This is a genomic window from Legionella santicrucis, from assembly GCF_001468135.1.
GTDB classification, from domain to species: domain Bacteria; phylum Pseudomonadota; class Gammaproteobacteria; order Legionellales; family Legionellaceae; genus Legionella; species Legionella santicrucis.
In genome coordinates, this window is sequence record NZ_LNYU01000009.1 from 123920 (window position 1) to 138343 (window position 14424).

Here is a 14424-nt window from a genome sequence, read left to right on the forward strand (position 1 = left end):
TGCGCCAGACAGTAGTCAAGTAGAGTCGGCCCAACATGCAGGTGCACCAGCAGGTGCCAGTGGCTCACCTCCACCGATTACAAAATAATACTAATAGTATATATGAGGAATGTTGAACATTATGCCCGAATTAACTGCTCCAAATAGCACAATCGTTAGTCATTCTGATGTTGTTAATGATAAGCTGAAAGATCAGCAAAATACAAAAGCTGATAGCGAACGGTTTATGCTCGAATTGTTTGCATTTTTACAAAAGAATAGTAATTTAGTTTTAAATCAACAATTCGATCAATTGCAAGCGCCATTACAAGCTGTTGCTCAAGATTGTGGTTATCAAGATCTTCCCGTGGCATTGAATTTTGCAAAAAATGCTCGTGGACAAACTGCGCTCGTGAAAGCATTACAAGAGCAAGAATTTGGTTTGGCAAGTACTTTGCTCAAGTTTGGTGCACAATATGATGAACAAGCTGAAGCTGAATTTGATATCGCGATAGATAGCGAGCGTGGACAACAAGCATTAGCGGATCGTACTATTGGTTTCCCACCTTCTTATGTGCCCTCGGATGCGCAAAAACTGCACGTAGTTAAAGAATATGGTTTAGTCTTAGGTGTAGAAATGACCAGTAAGGATGGTACTCCATCTCAACGGGCACACATAGGTCCTGCCTATAGTTTGATGAAAGAATCGGTTGCTGATTACAGTAAATCTTGTACCAATCAACCGGCCAAAGATGACTTTAAACAAATTGCGAATGCATTTAACTTTACAAATAATGTATCTAAATTTTACGGCAGTAATCCTACTGGAATGCCTGAGGCAAGCAATGCACTTGCTAAGCGAATCCAAGCAGGAGAGGTCACAACAGTTCCTGTCAGTTGTAAAGGTCATGCTATGGGGTTGTCTTTTGCACCAGTGGAAGGTGATCCCAATAAAACTTATTTAGTATTTACCAATCGTGGTGAAGGCGCTGAAAAATCAGGCAAATTTGGAACACAAATCTACGAAGTAGATAAGCGTGATATCACTCCTGAGTTTATCAATAAAATGGCGAGTGGTCATTTCAAAGGACGCTCGCATGATGAAATAATGAGTAGCATTAAGCAGATCACTAAAGGAAAAGAACCCGTTTGCGAAATTCAACAACAGCCACAAAAATACGACAATTGTTCCGTTGCCAACTCTCGTTCTAATATCCATGGGTTACTTCTTTGTCAGGAGGCAAATCGCAAAGGTGGGTTTGATAAAGTGAACCAAGATGTGGTCAAGGAGCGTTATAAAGATTTTACTGATGATATGAAAAGTAAAAAGGTTCAAGAATTGGCTAAAGCTATTACAAAAGATCCTGATAATCCGGATTTAAAAGCTTTAGCACAAGGCTACGTAGATAAACCAGGTAGTAAATTTAAACATCATTTAGAGGAGGTAATGTCTGAGAAGCCATCCATCAGCATGAAATCTCCATAATTGGGTTGAATTACGGAAACGTGGTAAAAGCGAATTGAAGGCGTAATGGAGTTAAGTTTAAGCTAATAATACCAAGTGCCCATTGAAGATGTTGAAGAAGACAGGCCTTACTCGCTTTAAATCATCAGCCAGCGCCTGGGGAAAACCAGAAATCTCTTCGTTGTGGCAAGCGGACGATACACTTATTCATCTCCTCAACAGTAAATCAACTCCAAGAAGCCAAAGAAATTTGGCCATCGGCTGCAACACAGCTTCTTTGCGTCTCAAATTCGCCACATAACTCGTTTTTGCGTAACGAGTAGTGTTGAAGATACCTATTTTTATCATTATGGTTTATAATTGAACATGTTAGGGTATGTAATTTAAACAAATTAGAGATTCTATTATGAATGGTAATTTGAATGAAATTTTGGAAGAGATGAGGAAAAACCAGGAGCTGCATCCTGAGCCTCCAAACAAGTTAAAAGTTCTGTTTAAACTTTTACCTTTTTCTAATTCATTTTTGAATGTTATAGATAAAACAGCTCTTGCAACTTCAAATCTCGTCGCAGTGAGTGCAAACTCTATGCAGGTGGCAATGAACAGTTTGAAGTCAGCAAAAGTACTTCAGGGGCTTTCTATTGGATTTGCCGCTTTGGATGTTATATTCGTTCCTATCACTGCTCTTTTATATTTTGATAAGCATGATCCGGTTTACTTTACATTGTCAAACGCAACAAAATTTGCTTACAGTGCCGCAATTCTTTCATTACTTACGTTAAGTGTTTTTTTCCCTCCTGTAGCATTTGTTACTGCTGGCCTCGGTTTGGCAGGTGCAGGTGTATCATTAGTTAATCACTTTTACAAGGCGAAAAGAGTTCCTAAACAATTACAAGCTGCTACTGAAGAAATTGAGAAATTGGATAAAGAGTTAGCAAAAATAGCTGAACAAGCTGAAGAGCTAGCCAAAGCTCCTGAGCCAAATCAACAAAAAGTAGAAGCGTTGCACAAACAGTTTAAGGCGAAACAGCATGACAAGCAGGAAATGTTAAATTATAAACAATCCTTAACCATTCAAAATGAAAAGTTAAATCAAAAGCGCGGAAGATTTGATAAGCTATTCGGGCTCGCTGTTTCAGCGATTGCATTGGCGGGAATATTAACTTCTATAGCATTCCCTGCAGTTGGATTGTTAGTCCTTGCTGGCGCTGGCGCATCTGCTGCAACTTACATGGCTGGAAGATTTATTTACGAAGTGACACATAGAAAGAGCTCTAAAACTAGCAAACTTGAGCAAGAATCTCACTCACCGGGCTCTGTAGTACAGATTAACCAAATAATGAAACCGGAGAATACTCTAGATGCACTTAAGCATCAACAACAAGAGGACAAGGAGCTTAACAAGAAGCAAGAGAAGGCTATAGAAATTATAAATAAAATAAAAAAATCAGAAAGTAAAGATTCTATGCAGGCTGCTTCGATTGATTTAATGTGTGCAATAGGCAAAAACATTAAGGAAGGAAAATATGAAAAAAAAGACATTAAGGCTTTTTTAGAAGAAATCCCTGGGTTTAAAGAGATACAGCCTAGTTTAAAAGAGGTAATTGACGATATTGCGAAGGGTAATATAAAGATCTCTGATGCTCAACTGGCAGATATTAAAGAGATTACTAAAGTCTCTGAATTTTTAGAAAAATACAGTCAAAAATCAGAACAAATGGAAAAACAAACAATATTATCGGCAGTTAAGTATATTGTCGATCCCACCACACCAGAGGTAAAACCACAACCTAAGCTCCCATCCTGAAAGCCTAATTGTTCTAAATAAAGTCATTAAAAAATATCTATGTCAGGGGTATTCTTTATAATATCAAATTTATTTCTTATCATTTTTTCTTTCTCGGCCAAATGAGCATTTATTTTATGAGGCAAACCGTTTGATGCTAGCGAATTTCTGAAAAATTCTTTAACGGCATCAAAATCGTCATTATTACTAAAATAAAAATCGTGTACTTTTTTATTAGAGTCAATATATAAGTATAGCCAAGTGCTTTTTATGCTCGTTTTAATTTTTTCAATAGTCAAACTAGATGTTAGATCTTGATTATTTAAAAAACTTTGCCCGTTTTTTTTATTAAAATGATGTTTAAGCTGGTGAAAATCATTTTCACTAATAATTAAATTACGTTCCTTTGCCAGTTCCTGTAAGTTGGAAAAAGTTAAAAAATAATTCTTATCCCAAAATAGCAATAAAGGGGACAAATACCGTGCCCATTGTTTGTTTTTGTGATACCAAAATAAACTATATATATCTTCCAATAGATCAAGAAACGTATAACCAAACATTAATTTTCCTTATTATTTTTTGGTTAATCAAAGTGATAAGTATTTATTATAATTGGGTCGATAGGGGATAATTCTTCAATATGAGGAACCGCCACTCTCTAATCAGCCTATCAACTAATAAGGATTGGAGATCCCACGTAAAAACTCACTCATTTCAATAGGCTCTTGACCAATCTTTAATGAATGACGAACGTAATTTGCTGCTTTTAATATATTTTCTAAATTGTATTTTTTGAGTTGAATTGAATGTAAATAGGCAACAAAAAACTCTGTTTTTAAATTTCCTATTCCCCTTCCCATTCCTGCAAGCGTGACATCAATAAAACGCACCCCAGCACTTATAGCTGCTAATGCATTGGCTTGGGCTAAACCAAGATTATCATGAGCATGAAATCCAAAAGAGATTGTGGGGTAGGAGTTCATATATCTATCATAAAGTGATTTAACTTGTAGGGGCAATAAACTGCCATTAGAGTCAGCAAAGTAAATAATATCTGGCTTGTATTCATTGATTTGTTTCATTACTTCATCAAGCTCATTCTCTTTATAGCAAGAAGTATGAGTCAAATTAATTGCAACATTCATATTTGCATTTCTAGCCATTTTTATTTTAGACAGGGCTGATTCAAGTTCACCTTTTGGAATACAGATTCTTAATAAATCAATGCCATATTGTTTTAATTCTATTAAATCGTTTTGAGTTACATTATTGGGATAAATCATTACGGCTATTTTTGCTTGTTTAATTAATGACCTACAAAGAAATAAATATTCTTTAGCACACCATCCCGCTCTTCCTATCTCTATGGGTACTAAAGAGCCATTGCGATAGCCAATTTCTATGTATTCGATACCAGAGTCATCAAGAGGTTGAAGAATTTCTTTTAATTCAGTGTCTGTAAAATTAAAATTTGTTCTATGCCCCCCGTCCCTTAATGAGGTATCTAAAAGTATTATAGGCTCACTCATAAATAATTCCACGTGCAAAGTATTGCTCTTTAATAATTATAGTCAAAATAGCAACACTTTAATAAAAATAGGGGTGGTGTTGGTGAAGCAACGAAAAATTCGGTGAATAGATATAGCTGATGTTCGGTAATGGAGTCAACTTAAGTATGTGCCGCCTGGATTAAACACAGTCGTAATACAGGAGTTATTGTTGGTATTCTTTTGCGCCCGCAATAATTAATTTATACACCCGTTCACTAATAATACCTTGCTCAAATTTTGCTTTAGCATCCCAAGTCATGAGCTGACCTTTTTGACGAACTAGTTTACGCGTGGCGGATGTGACCTCGTTAGGATCGCCTTCAAGTAAAACATCACGAACTTCTTCGTCAAATACTAAATATTCTCTTAAGGCAACCCTCTTGTCATCTACAGTGGGCACTAATTTTTGCCATATACATAATCTTATCGTTTCTAAGATATCTATTGTTCTACCAAGACGTTCTTCACCAGAGAATGAAGTAACGAGTCGACGCATGGTTTCTGCAACTCCAGAAGTATGCAAGGTTGTATATACGGGATGTCCTGTGAGCGCTGCTTCTAGGGCAGCGCTGATCGTTTCCGCATCTCGACACTCACCAACCATGATTAAACGAGGCTTTCTACGTAATGCATTTCTTACGCCATCTGCAAAGCTTGGTAAGTGTCTTGGTATTTCGGACTGACTCACTACTGCAGATATGGTCTCGATTTCATCATAGACGAACTCAATTGGTGATTCATAGGTTAATACTTTGCGATGGGAATCTTCAGACTCAATTAACTGTCGAATAATCGATGCTAATAATGTTGATTTACCTGAACCTGTCGCGCCAGTAATAAATACAATTCCTTCTTGAGGTGCAATTGCTTGAAGAACATTATCTGGTAGATGCATCGTTTCTAATCTTGGCGGCGTTGTGGGAATAGTTCTCAACGTGATTTGAATTGCATCATGTCCCTCCACCAGACAGGCTGTTCCATTCACCCGATAACGGTATCTAACGCCACGATTAGGACGAAATTCATAGTGTGTATCTATATCTTTACCAGAAAGGAGCTGTGTTGTTGCATTAGGTCCATAAATGGCATTAATTAAATCACCAAGCTCCGTATTTGATAAACGCCGATTAGTAATACGGAATAGTTTACCATAAACCTCCGCATAAATAGGTTCACCCGTTTGAATAGTAATGTCTGAAGCATTTAAACGTTCAGTATGTTCCAACATTCGATCCATGAATAATGGAGTAAAACGAGTAGGCTCATCAGGCATTAAATGAATATTGTTACTCATATGTTTTCATTAATGAATGTTATTGTTGTCATTTACCGGGGCAATCATAGGTTGCCACGATTTATCTGTTATTATAATTTTAGACCGACTTGCCAATTTTTCCATATTTTTGAAATGTTCTAGAGCATTTTCGTCTTTAGAAACAGCTGCTCGCCATTGCTCACTATTTACATTAAGAGCCGGTAATGCCGTTATTCTTAATACTCTATCATCAATATGGATTTCTGATGCATCGCCTGTTACTCCTAAGTCAGTATGAGAAACATATGGGGGAGAGACCATATTCATTGCTAATAATTTCCTATATAAGATCATGCCACCAAAATCTTCTTTAATTCTTGCTATGTTTTCCTCAAGGATAGTATTAGCCTGATCAACTCCTTGCCTCCAGCCCTTAGCAGCATAAATACACCATATTTTCTTTTCGACTTTTGTTTTAGGAAGTAGGGTATAGTTAGGATATTCTGGTTTTACATAGTCCAGCCATAAATACTGGCGCCAAGTAGGGGGAGTGGTTACAAAATGTGCCTGTTTTGCAACTTTATAAGTACGATCAGAAATACGAATCGTTTGGGTATCTGCAAGATTCAGTGTATTTCTTCCTTCCAATAAAACTGGAGGTAAAATGTTATGCTCTAATGTTAGGGAATTAAAATCATAAATAGCGTCAAGTCTTCGAGATTGTCTAATAAGGTGTTCATCAATAACTTTCGCTCTCCACGCTAAGCCTCCTTGCGCTCCAAGACTTAATGCAGTTTCTTTGATAGCCATTTGGCGAAATTTACCTTTGAGCTTCTTGTTTCTCTGGTTTTTATTGACATTAGCCATGGCTTGTATACCAGCCAATGAGCCAGTATCACCCATGTATTTTGAAGAGGTGCACGCCAGCAACAGGGCAGATAATACAACTGTTATACTACGAATAAATTTTGCCATAGCGTAATTCAACTACTTGACTGTTAGGGTAAACGTGAATATCTGCTTTTTTACCAGCTTGGTAATCAATATCACGCAAAATTTCAGCTAAACTCTGATCTTTTATATTTATACTAATTAAAACAGGAATCGATGGTGCCTTTCCTAATACGCGAAATCTGTAATGAGCCGATTTGGAAATACGAGCAGTAAGTTCTTCTATTGGGCCTGACCAGTCTACGCTCGCTCTAGCTTGTAGATTATAGGCATTGGGAATGGTCAAAGTATTGTCTTTATGAGGCGGCATGATCACCTTTTCGACACGTGCCATTTCGTGCATGGAATCACTTACAGATACCGCAGCTTCTGCTAACTTAATTGTGGCATCATCACTAGGATTATTGACAGGTGGCTTTTTAAAAAGCATACCTGTTGTCTTGCATCCTACAAGCAGGACAGAGGCAATAAACAGCATGAGAAGCTTATTGTTCATTCAATTCTTTAAATGTTTGGAAATCTTCGTTTGATTGAAACAGGAGCCAGCCTCCTTGTCAAGCCTATCGAGGGTGAATTATATGAATTTAAATAGAAACTATTTTAAAACTCATTATAGGAACAGTTTCATAACACGAAATGAGGTTTAGAATTATTTGTAGGGAAACAATACAAAATTTATAATTTTTCAAATAATCCGTAAGCTACTTGTCCTGCTTGCTTCATTTTAACTGGTCGCCAGTAATGTTCATCTAGATGAATTGCAACGGCTGATTCCAAATAAACAAGACCCCCGGTTTTTATAATCTGGCTATGAGTGATGTCTGCAATACACTGAGGTAGATAATTTTTCGCAAAAGGTGGGTCAAGAAAAATAAGATCAAATTCTTCTTGGCTCTGATTCAGATAAGATAATGCGTCCGCTTTTAAAAGCTTGAGCTTAGGGCTGTTGAATGTACTAATAATTTTTTGCAGATTTGTAAATGCCTTGAGTGATTGCTCTAGAAAAACAACACGTCCCGCTCCTCTTGAAAATGCTTCTAGACCTAAAGCCCCGCTGCCTGCAAAAGCATCCAGGCAGCGCGCTTCTTGAATATCGTGCATTAACCAGTTAAATAAAGTTTCGCGCACTCTATCTGGCGTAGGACGCAATCCTTCTTCATCAGGGAAGTACAGCTTTTTACCCCTATAAAGCCCACCAATAATGCGTACACTCTGTTTCATGATTGTCCTACAGTGATGAGTAAAAATTTATCAGGATTAACTTGTTTTTCAAATGCATCTTTTACTTGCTCACTAGTGACTGAATTAATATGAGCTGTGTAATTATCCAGAAAATCGTCTGGCAGGTGGTAAAAAGCCATACGTAATAAGATGTTGGCAATACTGCGATTTCCGGATAAAGAAAGTGGAAAACTGCCAATGAGGTACTGTTTAGCAGCCTCCATTTCTTCACGACTAGGGCCATCATTGATGTAGGCATCTAAAGTTTTTTGAATAATATCCAATGAATTTTTAGTTTGTTGATTTTTGGTAGAGTAACTGATGAGAAACGGTCCTATTCCTGGCATAGGTATAAATTGACTGTCAATACCATAGGTTAAACCGCGCTTTTCTCTGATTTCAATAGCGAGTCGAGAAACCAAAAGCCCCCCTCCTAAAATATAATTTCCTACTATGAGAGGAAAATAATTCGGATTGTGGTAATCAATGCCGATTTGACCAAGTCTGATGATTGTTTGTGATGATGGAAATGGGATATTGATTGCTTGAGCCTGAGTCAATTGTTGTGCTTTAGGGATTGCTGGAGCTGGTTGACCTTTGGGAAGTTCTTGAGTCAATTGATCTGCGAGTTGATGAGCAGTTTGACTTGTAATGGCGCCTACCATGACTAAAACAGCATTATTTCCTACATAATAACGTTTATAAAAATCAATAACTTGGTTTTTATTGATTGCTTTAACCGTTTCAGCTGTACCATTGACAGAGTGTGCATAGGGGTGTTGTTGATATAGTGCTTTGAAAAAATTAAGATTTGCTACCTCTTCTGGTGATTCTTGGCGTTGTTCAATGGCGAGCAATTGTTGTTTTTTTTCTCTGATGAAGGCTTCATCAGGAAAGTCTGGATGATTGATAATCTGAGTAAAGGTTTTACTGGCTTGTATTAGCTGATCTTTGCTGACCAGGGTTTTAAGATGTAAAACAACCATATCTCTATTAATTTCAACATGGTATTGAGCGCCGGTATCTGCCAAGGTTTCAGCAAGGGCAGTTGCTTCTTGGCCTGAGTTTCCTTGATTTATCATCTGGCTCGTCAATGCAGCTATACCATATTGAGGGCCATCATTTGCAGATCCTGCAGCAAAAGCTAAGCTGATATCCAACATAGGTACTTCCATGGCCTGGTAAAAAACCACTTGAACTCCATTTTGAGTTTTCCACTTTTCTGTTTTAAATGTATTCGCTGTCACTGTATGCGACAAACCAATCATTAATGCCATAAGGCATGTGCTAAAAATTCTCATTGTGTGACCTTGTGTTTTTGAGGTTCTAATATTGCAATTGTTTTATTTTTTTCTTGGAAATAATGTTGTGCGGTTTGCTGGATTTGTTCTGGAGTAACCGCTTCAATTGCTTTGGTATATTCTCCTGCTTTTTGCCAACCTAGACCAATTGTTTCTAAAAGACCTATTTCTGAGGCTTGCCCGAAAATTGAATCTTTTTCAAACGTTTTTTGCGCGATAATTTGATTTTTAATTCTTTGTAATTCTTCCTGATTCACTGGCTTTTTCTTCAAATCATCCAACTCACTAAGAAATGCTTTTTGTAAGTCGCTTACTTTGTAGTTTTGACTTGGAGTACCATAAATAATGAATTGAGTTTGATATCTTGTATAAGGGTTATAATAGGTATCTGCTCCTGCAGCAATATGATTGCCACGAATTAAGTTTTTAGCAAAGCGAGAACTTTCGCCCGCATCCAATATTCCAGCAATTATTTCTAATGCATAAGGTTCATATGTGTTATGGGTTGTGCTTACACTTGGAACAGAATAGCCGAGCATTAGCAAAGGTAATTGTGCTGATGCTTGAACATGAACACTTTTTTTACCCAACATAGGGGGTTCTTTTTGTACTTTTCGTTCAGGAATAGCTTTTCGAGGCAATGCACCAAAATAATTTTCAGCTAAAATACGAACTTGTTCTGGATTGACATCACCCACCACAACTAAAGTAGCGTTATTAGGAGCATAGTATTTTTTGTACCATTCTCTTAGATCTTCAATGTTCATTTGTTTCAGATCACTCATCCAACCTATAACAGGGTGATGATATGGAGCACTGAAATGAGCAGTTGCAAGAAAACGCTCGAAGGCTAAGGCTTGAGGATTATCATCAGTACGCATGCGTCGTTCTTCTTGGATTACTTTAATTTCTTTAGCAAATTCATTTGTATCAAGAGATAAATGATTCATACGATCCGCTTCTAACTCAAAGCTAGTAGCTAGTTTCGATGCGTCTATTTTTTCAAAAAAAGCAGTATAATCATTGTTGGTAAAGGCATTGGCTTGCCCCCCAATTGATGCAATTGTTTTGGAGAAGATACCTAAAGGGAATTTTTCTGTTCCTTTGAACATCATATGTTCTATAGCATGAGAAACACCTGTAATTCCACCGGGCTCATCAGCAGAACCTACTTTGTACCAAATCATTGACACAGCAATAGGGGCCCTGTGATCTTCTTTGACCAATATTTTTAATCCATTATTCAAGATAAACTCTTGAACTTGGCTAAAGGTCTGGCAAGATAGTACCATGAGTAGCGTAAAGAGTAATTTGCGCACAACTTAACCTCAAAGTAAAAAAGATGATAGAATTTCACATTTTTTAGGATTTGTACACTATATGATTAAATGGTTCAAACGCAGTCACACTCCTACTTCTTCAGAAGCTGATGAGTCCCAGCATAAAGAAGAGTTACTATCGCAAGCCCCTATGAAGGAGGTAAAACAAGAGCAAGAGCCTGTAAAAGAAGGATTTTTTGCTCGTTTTAGGAAAAGTTTAAGTAAAACGCGTCATCAGCTAGGTGATGGTATTGGTCGGTTATTGTTAGGAAAAAAAGAAATCAGCCAGGATTTGCTGGATGAGCTAGAAACTCTTTTAATCAGTGCTGATTTGGGTATAGAAACAACACAAGCGGTATTAAAGCAATTGACAGAAGGTTTGGCACGTAAGCAATTATCTGATGGTGATACGGTTTATGAGGCACTTAAATCTCATTTACAAGCGATTTTAAATCAAAAAAAACAATCGCTGACTTTAGAAACTCAAGATCATTCTCCTTTTGTTATTTTAATGGTTGGCGTGAATGGAGCCGGTAAAACAACTACAATAGGAAAATTAGCAAAGCAATTTCAACAGCAGGGCAAAAAAGTGATGTTAGCTGCTGGCGATACTTTTAGAGCTGCAGCAGTAGAACAATTACTCGTTTGGGGTGAGCGAAATGATATTCCTGTTATTGCCCAACATACAGGGGCTGATAGTGCTTCAGTTATTTTTGATGCCCTGCAAGCAGCTAAAGCACGAAAAATGGATGTATTAATTGCGGATACGGCGGGACGATTACATACCCAAAGCAATTTAATGGAAGAATTGAAAAAAGTAAAAAGGGTATTACAAAAACTTTGTCCTGATGCGCCTCATGAAACAATGTTGATATTGGATGCAACTATAGGGCAAAATGCATTAGTCCAAGCAAAGCAATTTAATGAAGCGATTGGATTAACGGGTGTTACCATGACCAAATTGGATGGAACAGCTAAAGGTGGAATTTTGTTTGCTATTGCTAATGAACTAGGGATTCCCTTTCGTTATATAGGGATTGGTGAAGGAATAGAAGATCTTCAACCCTTCGATGCTGCGCAATTTGTTGGTGCATTATTTAATGATCACATTTGACCAAGTCAGTAAACGTTACCCAGGCGGTTTTGAAGCTTTAAGCCACGTTAATTTTACCTTACAAAAAGGAGAGATGATTTTTCTCACTGGGCATTCAGGAGCAGGAAAAAGTACTTTACTTAAATTGATCGCTCTATTGGAAAGGCCAACTTCTGGCCAATTAACAATGAATGGCATACGATTGAATCATTTAAAAAAGCGCGATGTGGCTGCTCATCGCAGTCAATTAGGAATTACTTTTCAATCACCTTATTTACTGAATGATCGGACCGTTTTTGATAATGTAGCTTTGCCTTTGCAAATTCAAGGCATGACTTCTCCTATGATAGTCAAAAGAGTACACGCAGCACTAGATATGGTGGACCTACTTAGTAAGGAAAAAATGCTGCCTGTTCACTTGTCTGGTGGAGAGCAACAACGTGTGGGTATTGCCCGCGCTGTAGTTCATAAGCCTGCATTATTATTAGCTGATGAACCTACTGGAAATCTTGATCCCAAACTTTCAGCAGAAATTATGCTGATTTTTGAACAATTTAACCAAGTAGGAGTGAGTATTTTAATTGCTACCCATGATTTGGCATTAATCGCAGGAATGAAACATCGAATTGTGATGCTTAAAGGAGGCCGGATGTGTTAAAGCGAATGCGAACAATCCTTGCCTATCATTTGCAAGCAGCAATACAAAGTTTAAATTTATTATGTCGTAAACCGATAGCGACACTGATGACTTCCATTGTGATTGCTATTACCCTAGCTTTACCCGCTCTTTTTTGGATTATTTCTGATAACTTAGCCAATCTCACAGCAAATTGGCAACGTGGTGGCCATATTTCTCTTTATTTAAAACCAGGCTTATCTGAATCAGAACAACAAAATATAGTGCAGGAAGTACGTAAAACTGATGGAGTGGCTCAAGTTATTTTAAAATCTTCTGCAGAAGGACTGTCGGAGTTGACACGACAAGAAGGAATGCAGGATATTATGCGCTATCTCCCTCAAAACCCCCTGCCTGCAGTGATTGATGTGATACCTGATTTGGGAGCTAACTCACCTGCTAAATTGGACTTATTAGCACGACAGTTGCAAACAATAACCCAGGTCGATTATGCAAAAGTTGATATGGAGTGGATAAGCCGCTTGCATGCTCTTTTGAGTTTTGCTGCTACGTTTGCTAATTCATTACTCGCCTTATTGGCAATGGCTGTGGTTGTGATCGTTGGTACTACCCTACGTTTAGCGATTCATAGTCGACAAGAAGAAATTCAGGTTTTAAAGCTAATCGGGGCGCAAGATCCTTTTATCCTCAGGCCTTTTTTATATTCTGGAATCTGGTATGGGGCAATCGGAGCTACTTTTGCAATCTTTTTGGTTAATATTTTTATATTCAGTTTAGGTGCCGCTCTTAATCAATTGGCAGTCGTTTATCAAATGCACTATCCGCTAGCAGGGTTATCAATGCGTCAGATCTTGCTACTTGTTTTGTTTGCAATTATACTAGGGTGGATGGGGGCAAGATTATCTGTGAAGCGACAGTTAGCCTCCATAGAGCCTCAAATATGAGCTCTTTTATAACCTTGTTTTACAGCGAAATTTTAGAGGAAGAAGCATGAGCCAATATTTGCAACTTGCCGGAATAAATTTACCTGTGGGCAGTATTGATGCGTATATTCACAGGGTAAATCAAATTCCTATGTTATCTTTAGAGGAAGAGATTGCTTGTGCCGAGCGTTTTCATTCTGAAGGTGATTTAGAGGCCGCGAGACGCTTAGTGCTTGCTCATTTGCGTTATGTTGTTCGTGTCGCTCGTGGTTATTTAGGATATGGTCTCCCTTTGAATGATCTAATTCAAGAAGGTAATGTCGGTCTGATGAAGGCGGTAAAACGTTTTGACCCGAAGATGGGCGTGCGCCTTGTTTCTTTTGCAGTGCACTGGATTAAAGCAGAAATCCATGAGTTTGTTTTACGCAATTGGCGTATTGTTAAAATCGCTACAACTAAAGCACAGCGTAAGCTATTTTTTAATCTTCGCCAAATGAAAAATCGTCTAGGCTGGATGAGTCATGAAGAGGTGACTGCTGTAGCGAATGATCTAGGCGTAAGCCGTGAAGATGTACTGGTTATGGAACAACGCTTGAATGCGATGGATACACCTTATGATGCTCCAGATGCAGATGATCATGATGATTTTTATACAGCTCCTGAACGTTATTTATTTAATACAAATGACGATCCTTCTGTCTTGTTGGAAAAGGATAGTACAAGTGATCAAGGTCGTGAGCAGTTGATGTTTGCTTTAGAGCAATTAGATGAACGTAGTCAGGATATTTTACAGCAACGTTGGTTGTCAGAGGAAAAGTTGACCTTACATGATTTAGCTAAAAAATATGGTGTATCTGCTGAGCGCGTTCGACAATTAGAAAAGAATGCTATGAAAAAGCTTAAACAGTATATGGAAAATTAGATTTTTCAGTAATCCTTCCTTG

General features: G+C 37.8%; 14 protein-coding genes. 6 read left to right on the forward strand and 8 right to left on the reverse strand.

The genetic code is table 11. The features are described from left to right. The first annotated feature begins 121 nt into the window (after positions 1-121). Entirely contained in the window at positions 122-1465 is a 1344-nt protein-coding gene (gene ankD / locus Lsan_RS02485) for a Dot/Icm T4SS effector AnkD/LegA15 (RefSeq protein WP_058512955.1), read from the forward strand. 385 nt (positions 1466-1850) lie between these two features. Then, on the forward strand, positions 1851-3251 hold the full coding sequence (locus Lsan_RS02490; protein WP_058512956.1) for a hypothetical protein: 1401 nt from the start codon (positions 1851-1853) through the stop codon (positions 3249-3251). 26 nt (positions 3252-3277) lie between these two features. Here Lsan_RS02490 and Lsan_RS02495 read toward each other — a convergent pair whose 3' ends face one another. From Lsan_RS02495 to Lsan_RS02530, 8 genes are all read right to left on the reverse strand, one after another. Then, complete coding sequence (locus Lsan_RS02495) at positions 3278-3790, reverse strand: IS6 family transposase (RefSeq protein ID WP_058512957.1); 513 nt, start codon at positions 3788-3790, stop codon at positions 3278-3280. A 114-nt stretch (positions 3791-3904) separates the two neighbouring features. Further along, on the reverse strand, positions 3905-4759 hold the full coding sequence (locus Lsan_RS02500; RefSeq protein WP_058512958.1) for a beta/alpha barrel domain-containing protein: 855 nt from the start codon (positions 4757-4759) through the stop codon (positions 3905-3907). Between the two features lie 184 nt (positions 4760-4943). Beyond that, positions 4944-6074: a Dot/Icm type IV secretion system ATPase DotB gene (gene dotB, locus Lsan_RS02505; protein WP_058512959.1), complete on the reverse strand. Its 1131-nt coding sequence runs from the start codon at positions 6072-6074 to the stop codon at positions 4944-4946. A gap of 9 nt (positions 6075-6083) precedes the next feature. Beyond that, the gene (locus Lsan_RS02510; protein WP_058512960.1) at positions 6084-7010 is read right to left on the reverse strand and encodes a type IV secretion system DotC family protein; all 927 of its coding nucleotides are present in this window, start codon (positions 7008-7010) and stop codon (positions 6084-6086) included. Next, positions 6991-7482: a type IVB secretion system lipoprotein DotD gene (gene dotD / locus Lsan_RS02515; RefSeq protein ID WP_058512961.1), complete on the reverse strand. Its 492-nt coding sequence runs from the start codon at positions 7480-7482 to the stop codon at positions 6991-6993. Before dotD ends, Lsan_RS02510 begins: the two co-directional genes overlap by 20 nt. 179 nt (positions 7483-7661) lie before the next feature. Next, positions 7662-8207 (reverse strand): 16S rRNA (guanine(966)-N(2))-methyltransferase RsmD, encoded by a 546-nt coding sequence (rsmD, locus tag Lsan_RS02520; RefSeq protein WP_058512962.1) that lies wholly within the window; start codon positions 8205-8207, stop codon positions 7662-7664. Continuing rightward, positions 8204-9508, reverse strand: coding sequence for a M16 family metallopeptidase (locus Lsan_RS02525; RefSeq protein ID WP_058512963.1), 1305 nt, complete (start codon positions 9506-9508; stop codon positions 8204-8206). The genes rsmD and Lsan_RS02525 overlap by 4 nt, the downstream gene beginning before the upstream one ends. Further along, positions 9505-10800, reverse strand: coding sequence for a M16 family metallopeptidase (locus Lsan_RS02530; protein WP_420324279.1), 1296 nt, complete (start codon positions 10798-10800; stop codon positions 9505-9507). The genes Lsan_RS02525 and Lsan_RS02530 overlap by 4 nt, the downstream gene beginning before the upstream one ends. A gap of 88 nt (positions 10801-10888) precedes the next feature. Between Lsan_RS02530 and ftsY the strand changes: the two genes are divergently transcribed. The 4 genes from ftsY to rpoH are packed head-to-tail and all read left to right on the forward strand — an operon-like array spanning position 10889 to position 14402. Then, on the forward strand, positions 10889-11941 hold the full coding sequence (gene ftsY / locus Lsan_RS02535; RefSeq protein ID WP_058512965.1) for a signal recognition particle-docking protein FtsY: 1053 nt from the start codon (positions 10889-10891) through the stop codon (positions 11939-11941). Beyond that, positions 11928-12578 (forward strand): cell division ATP-binding protein FtsE, encoded by a 651-nt coding sequence (gene ftsE / locus Lsan_RS02540; RefSeq protein WP_058512966.1) that lies wholly within the window; start codon positions 11928-11930, stop codon positions 12576-12578. Before ftsY ends, ftsE begins: the two co-directional genes overlap by 14 nt. Then, positions 12572-13501, forward strand: a complete 930-nt coding sequence (gene ftsX, locus Lsan_RS02545; protein ID WP_058512967.1) for a permease-like cell division protein FtsX — start codon at positions 12572-12574, stop codon at positions 13499-13501. The genes ftsE and ftsX overlap by 7 nt, the downstream gene beginning before the upstream one ends. Before the next feature lie 46 nt (positions 13502-13547). Further along, a complete protein-coding gene (gene rpoH / locus Lsan_RS02550) occupies positions 13548-14402 on the forward strand; it encodes an RNA polymerase sigma factor RpoH (RefSeq protein WP_058512968.1) in 855 nt (284 codons plus the stop codon). Positions 14403-14424: the final 22 nt, after the last annotated feature.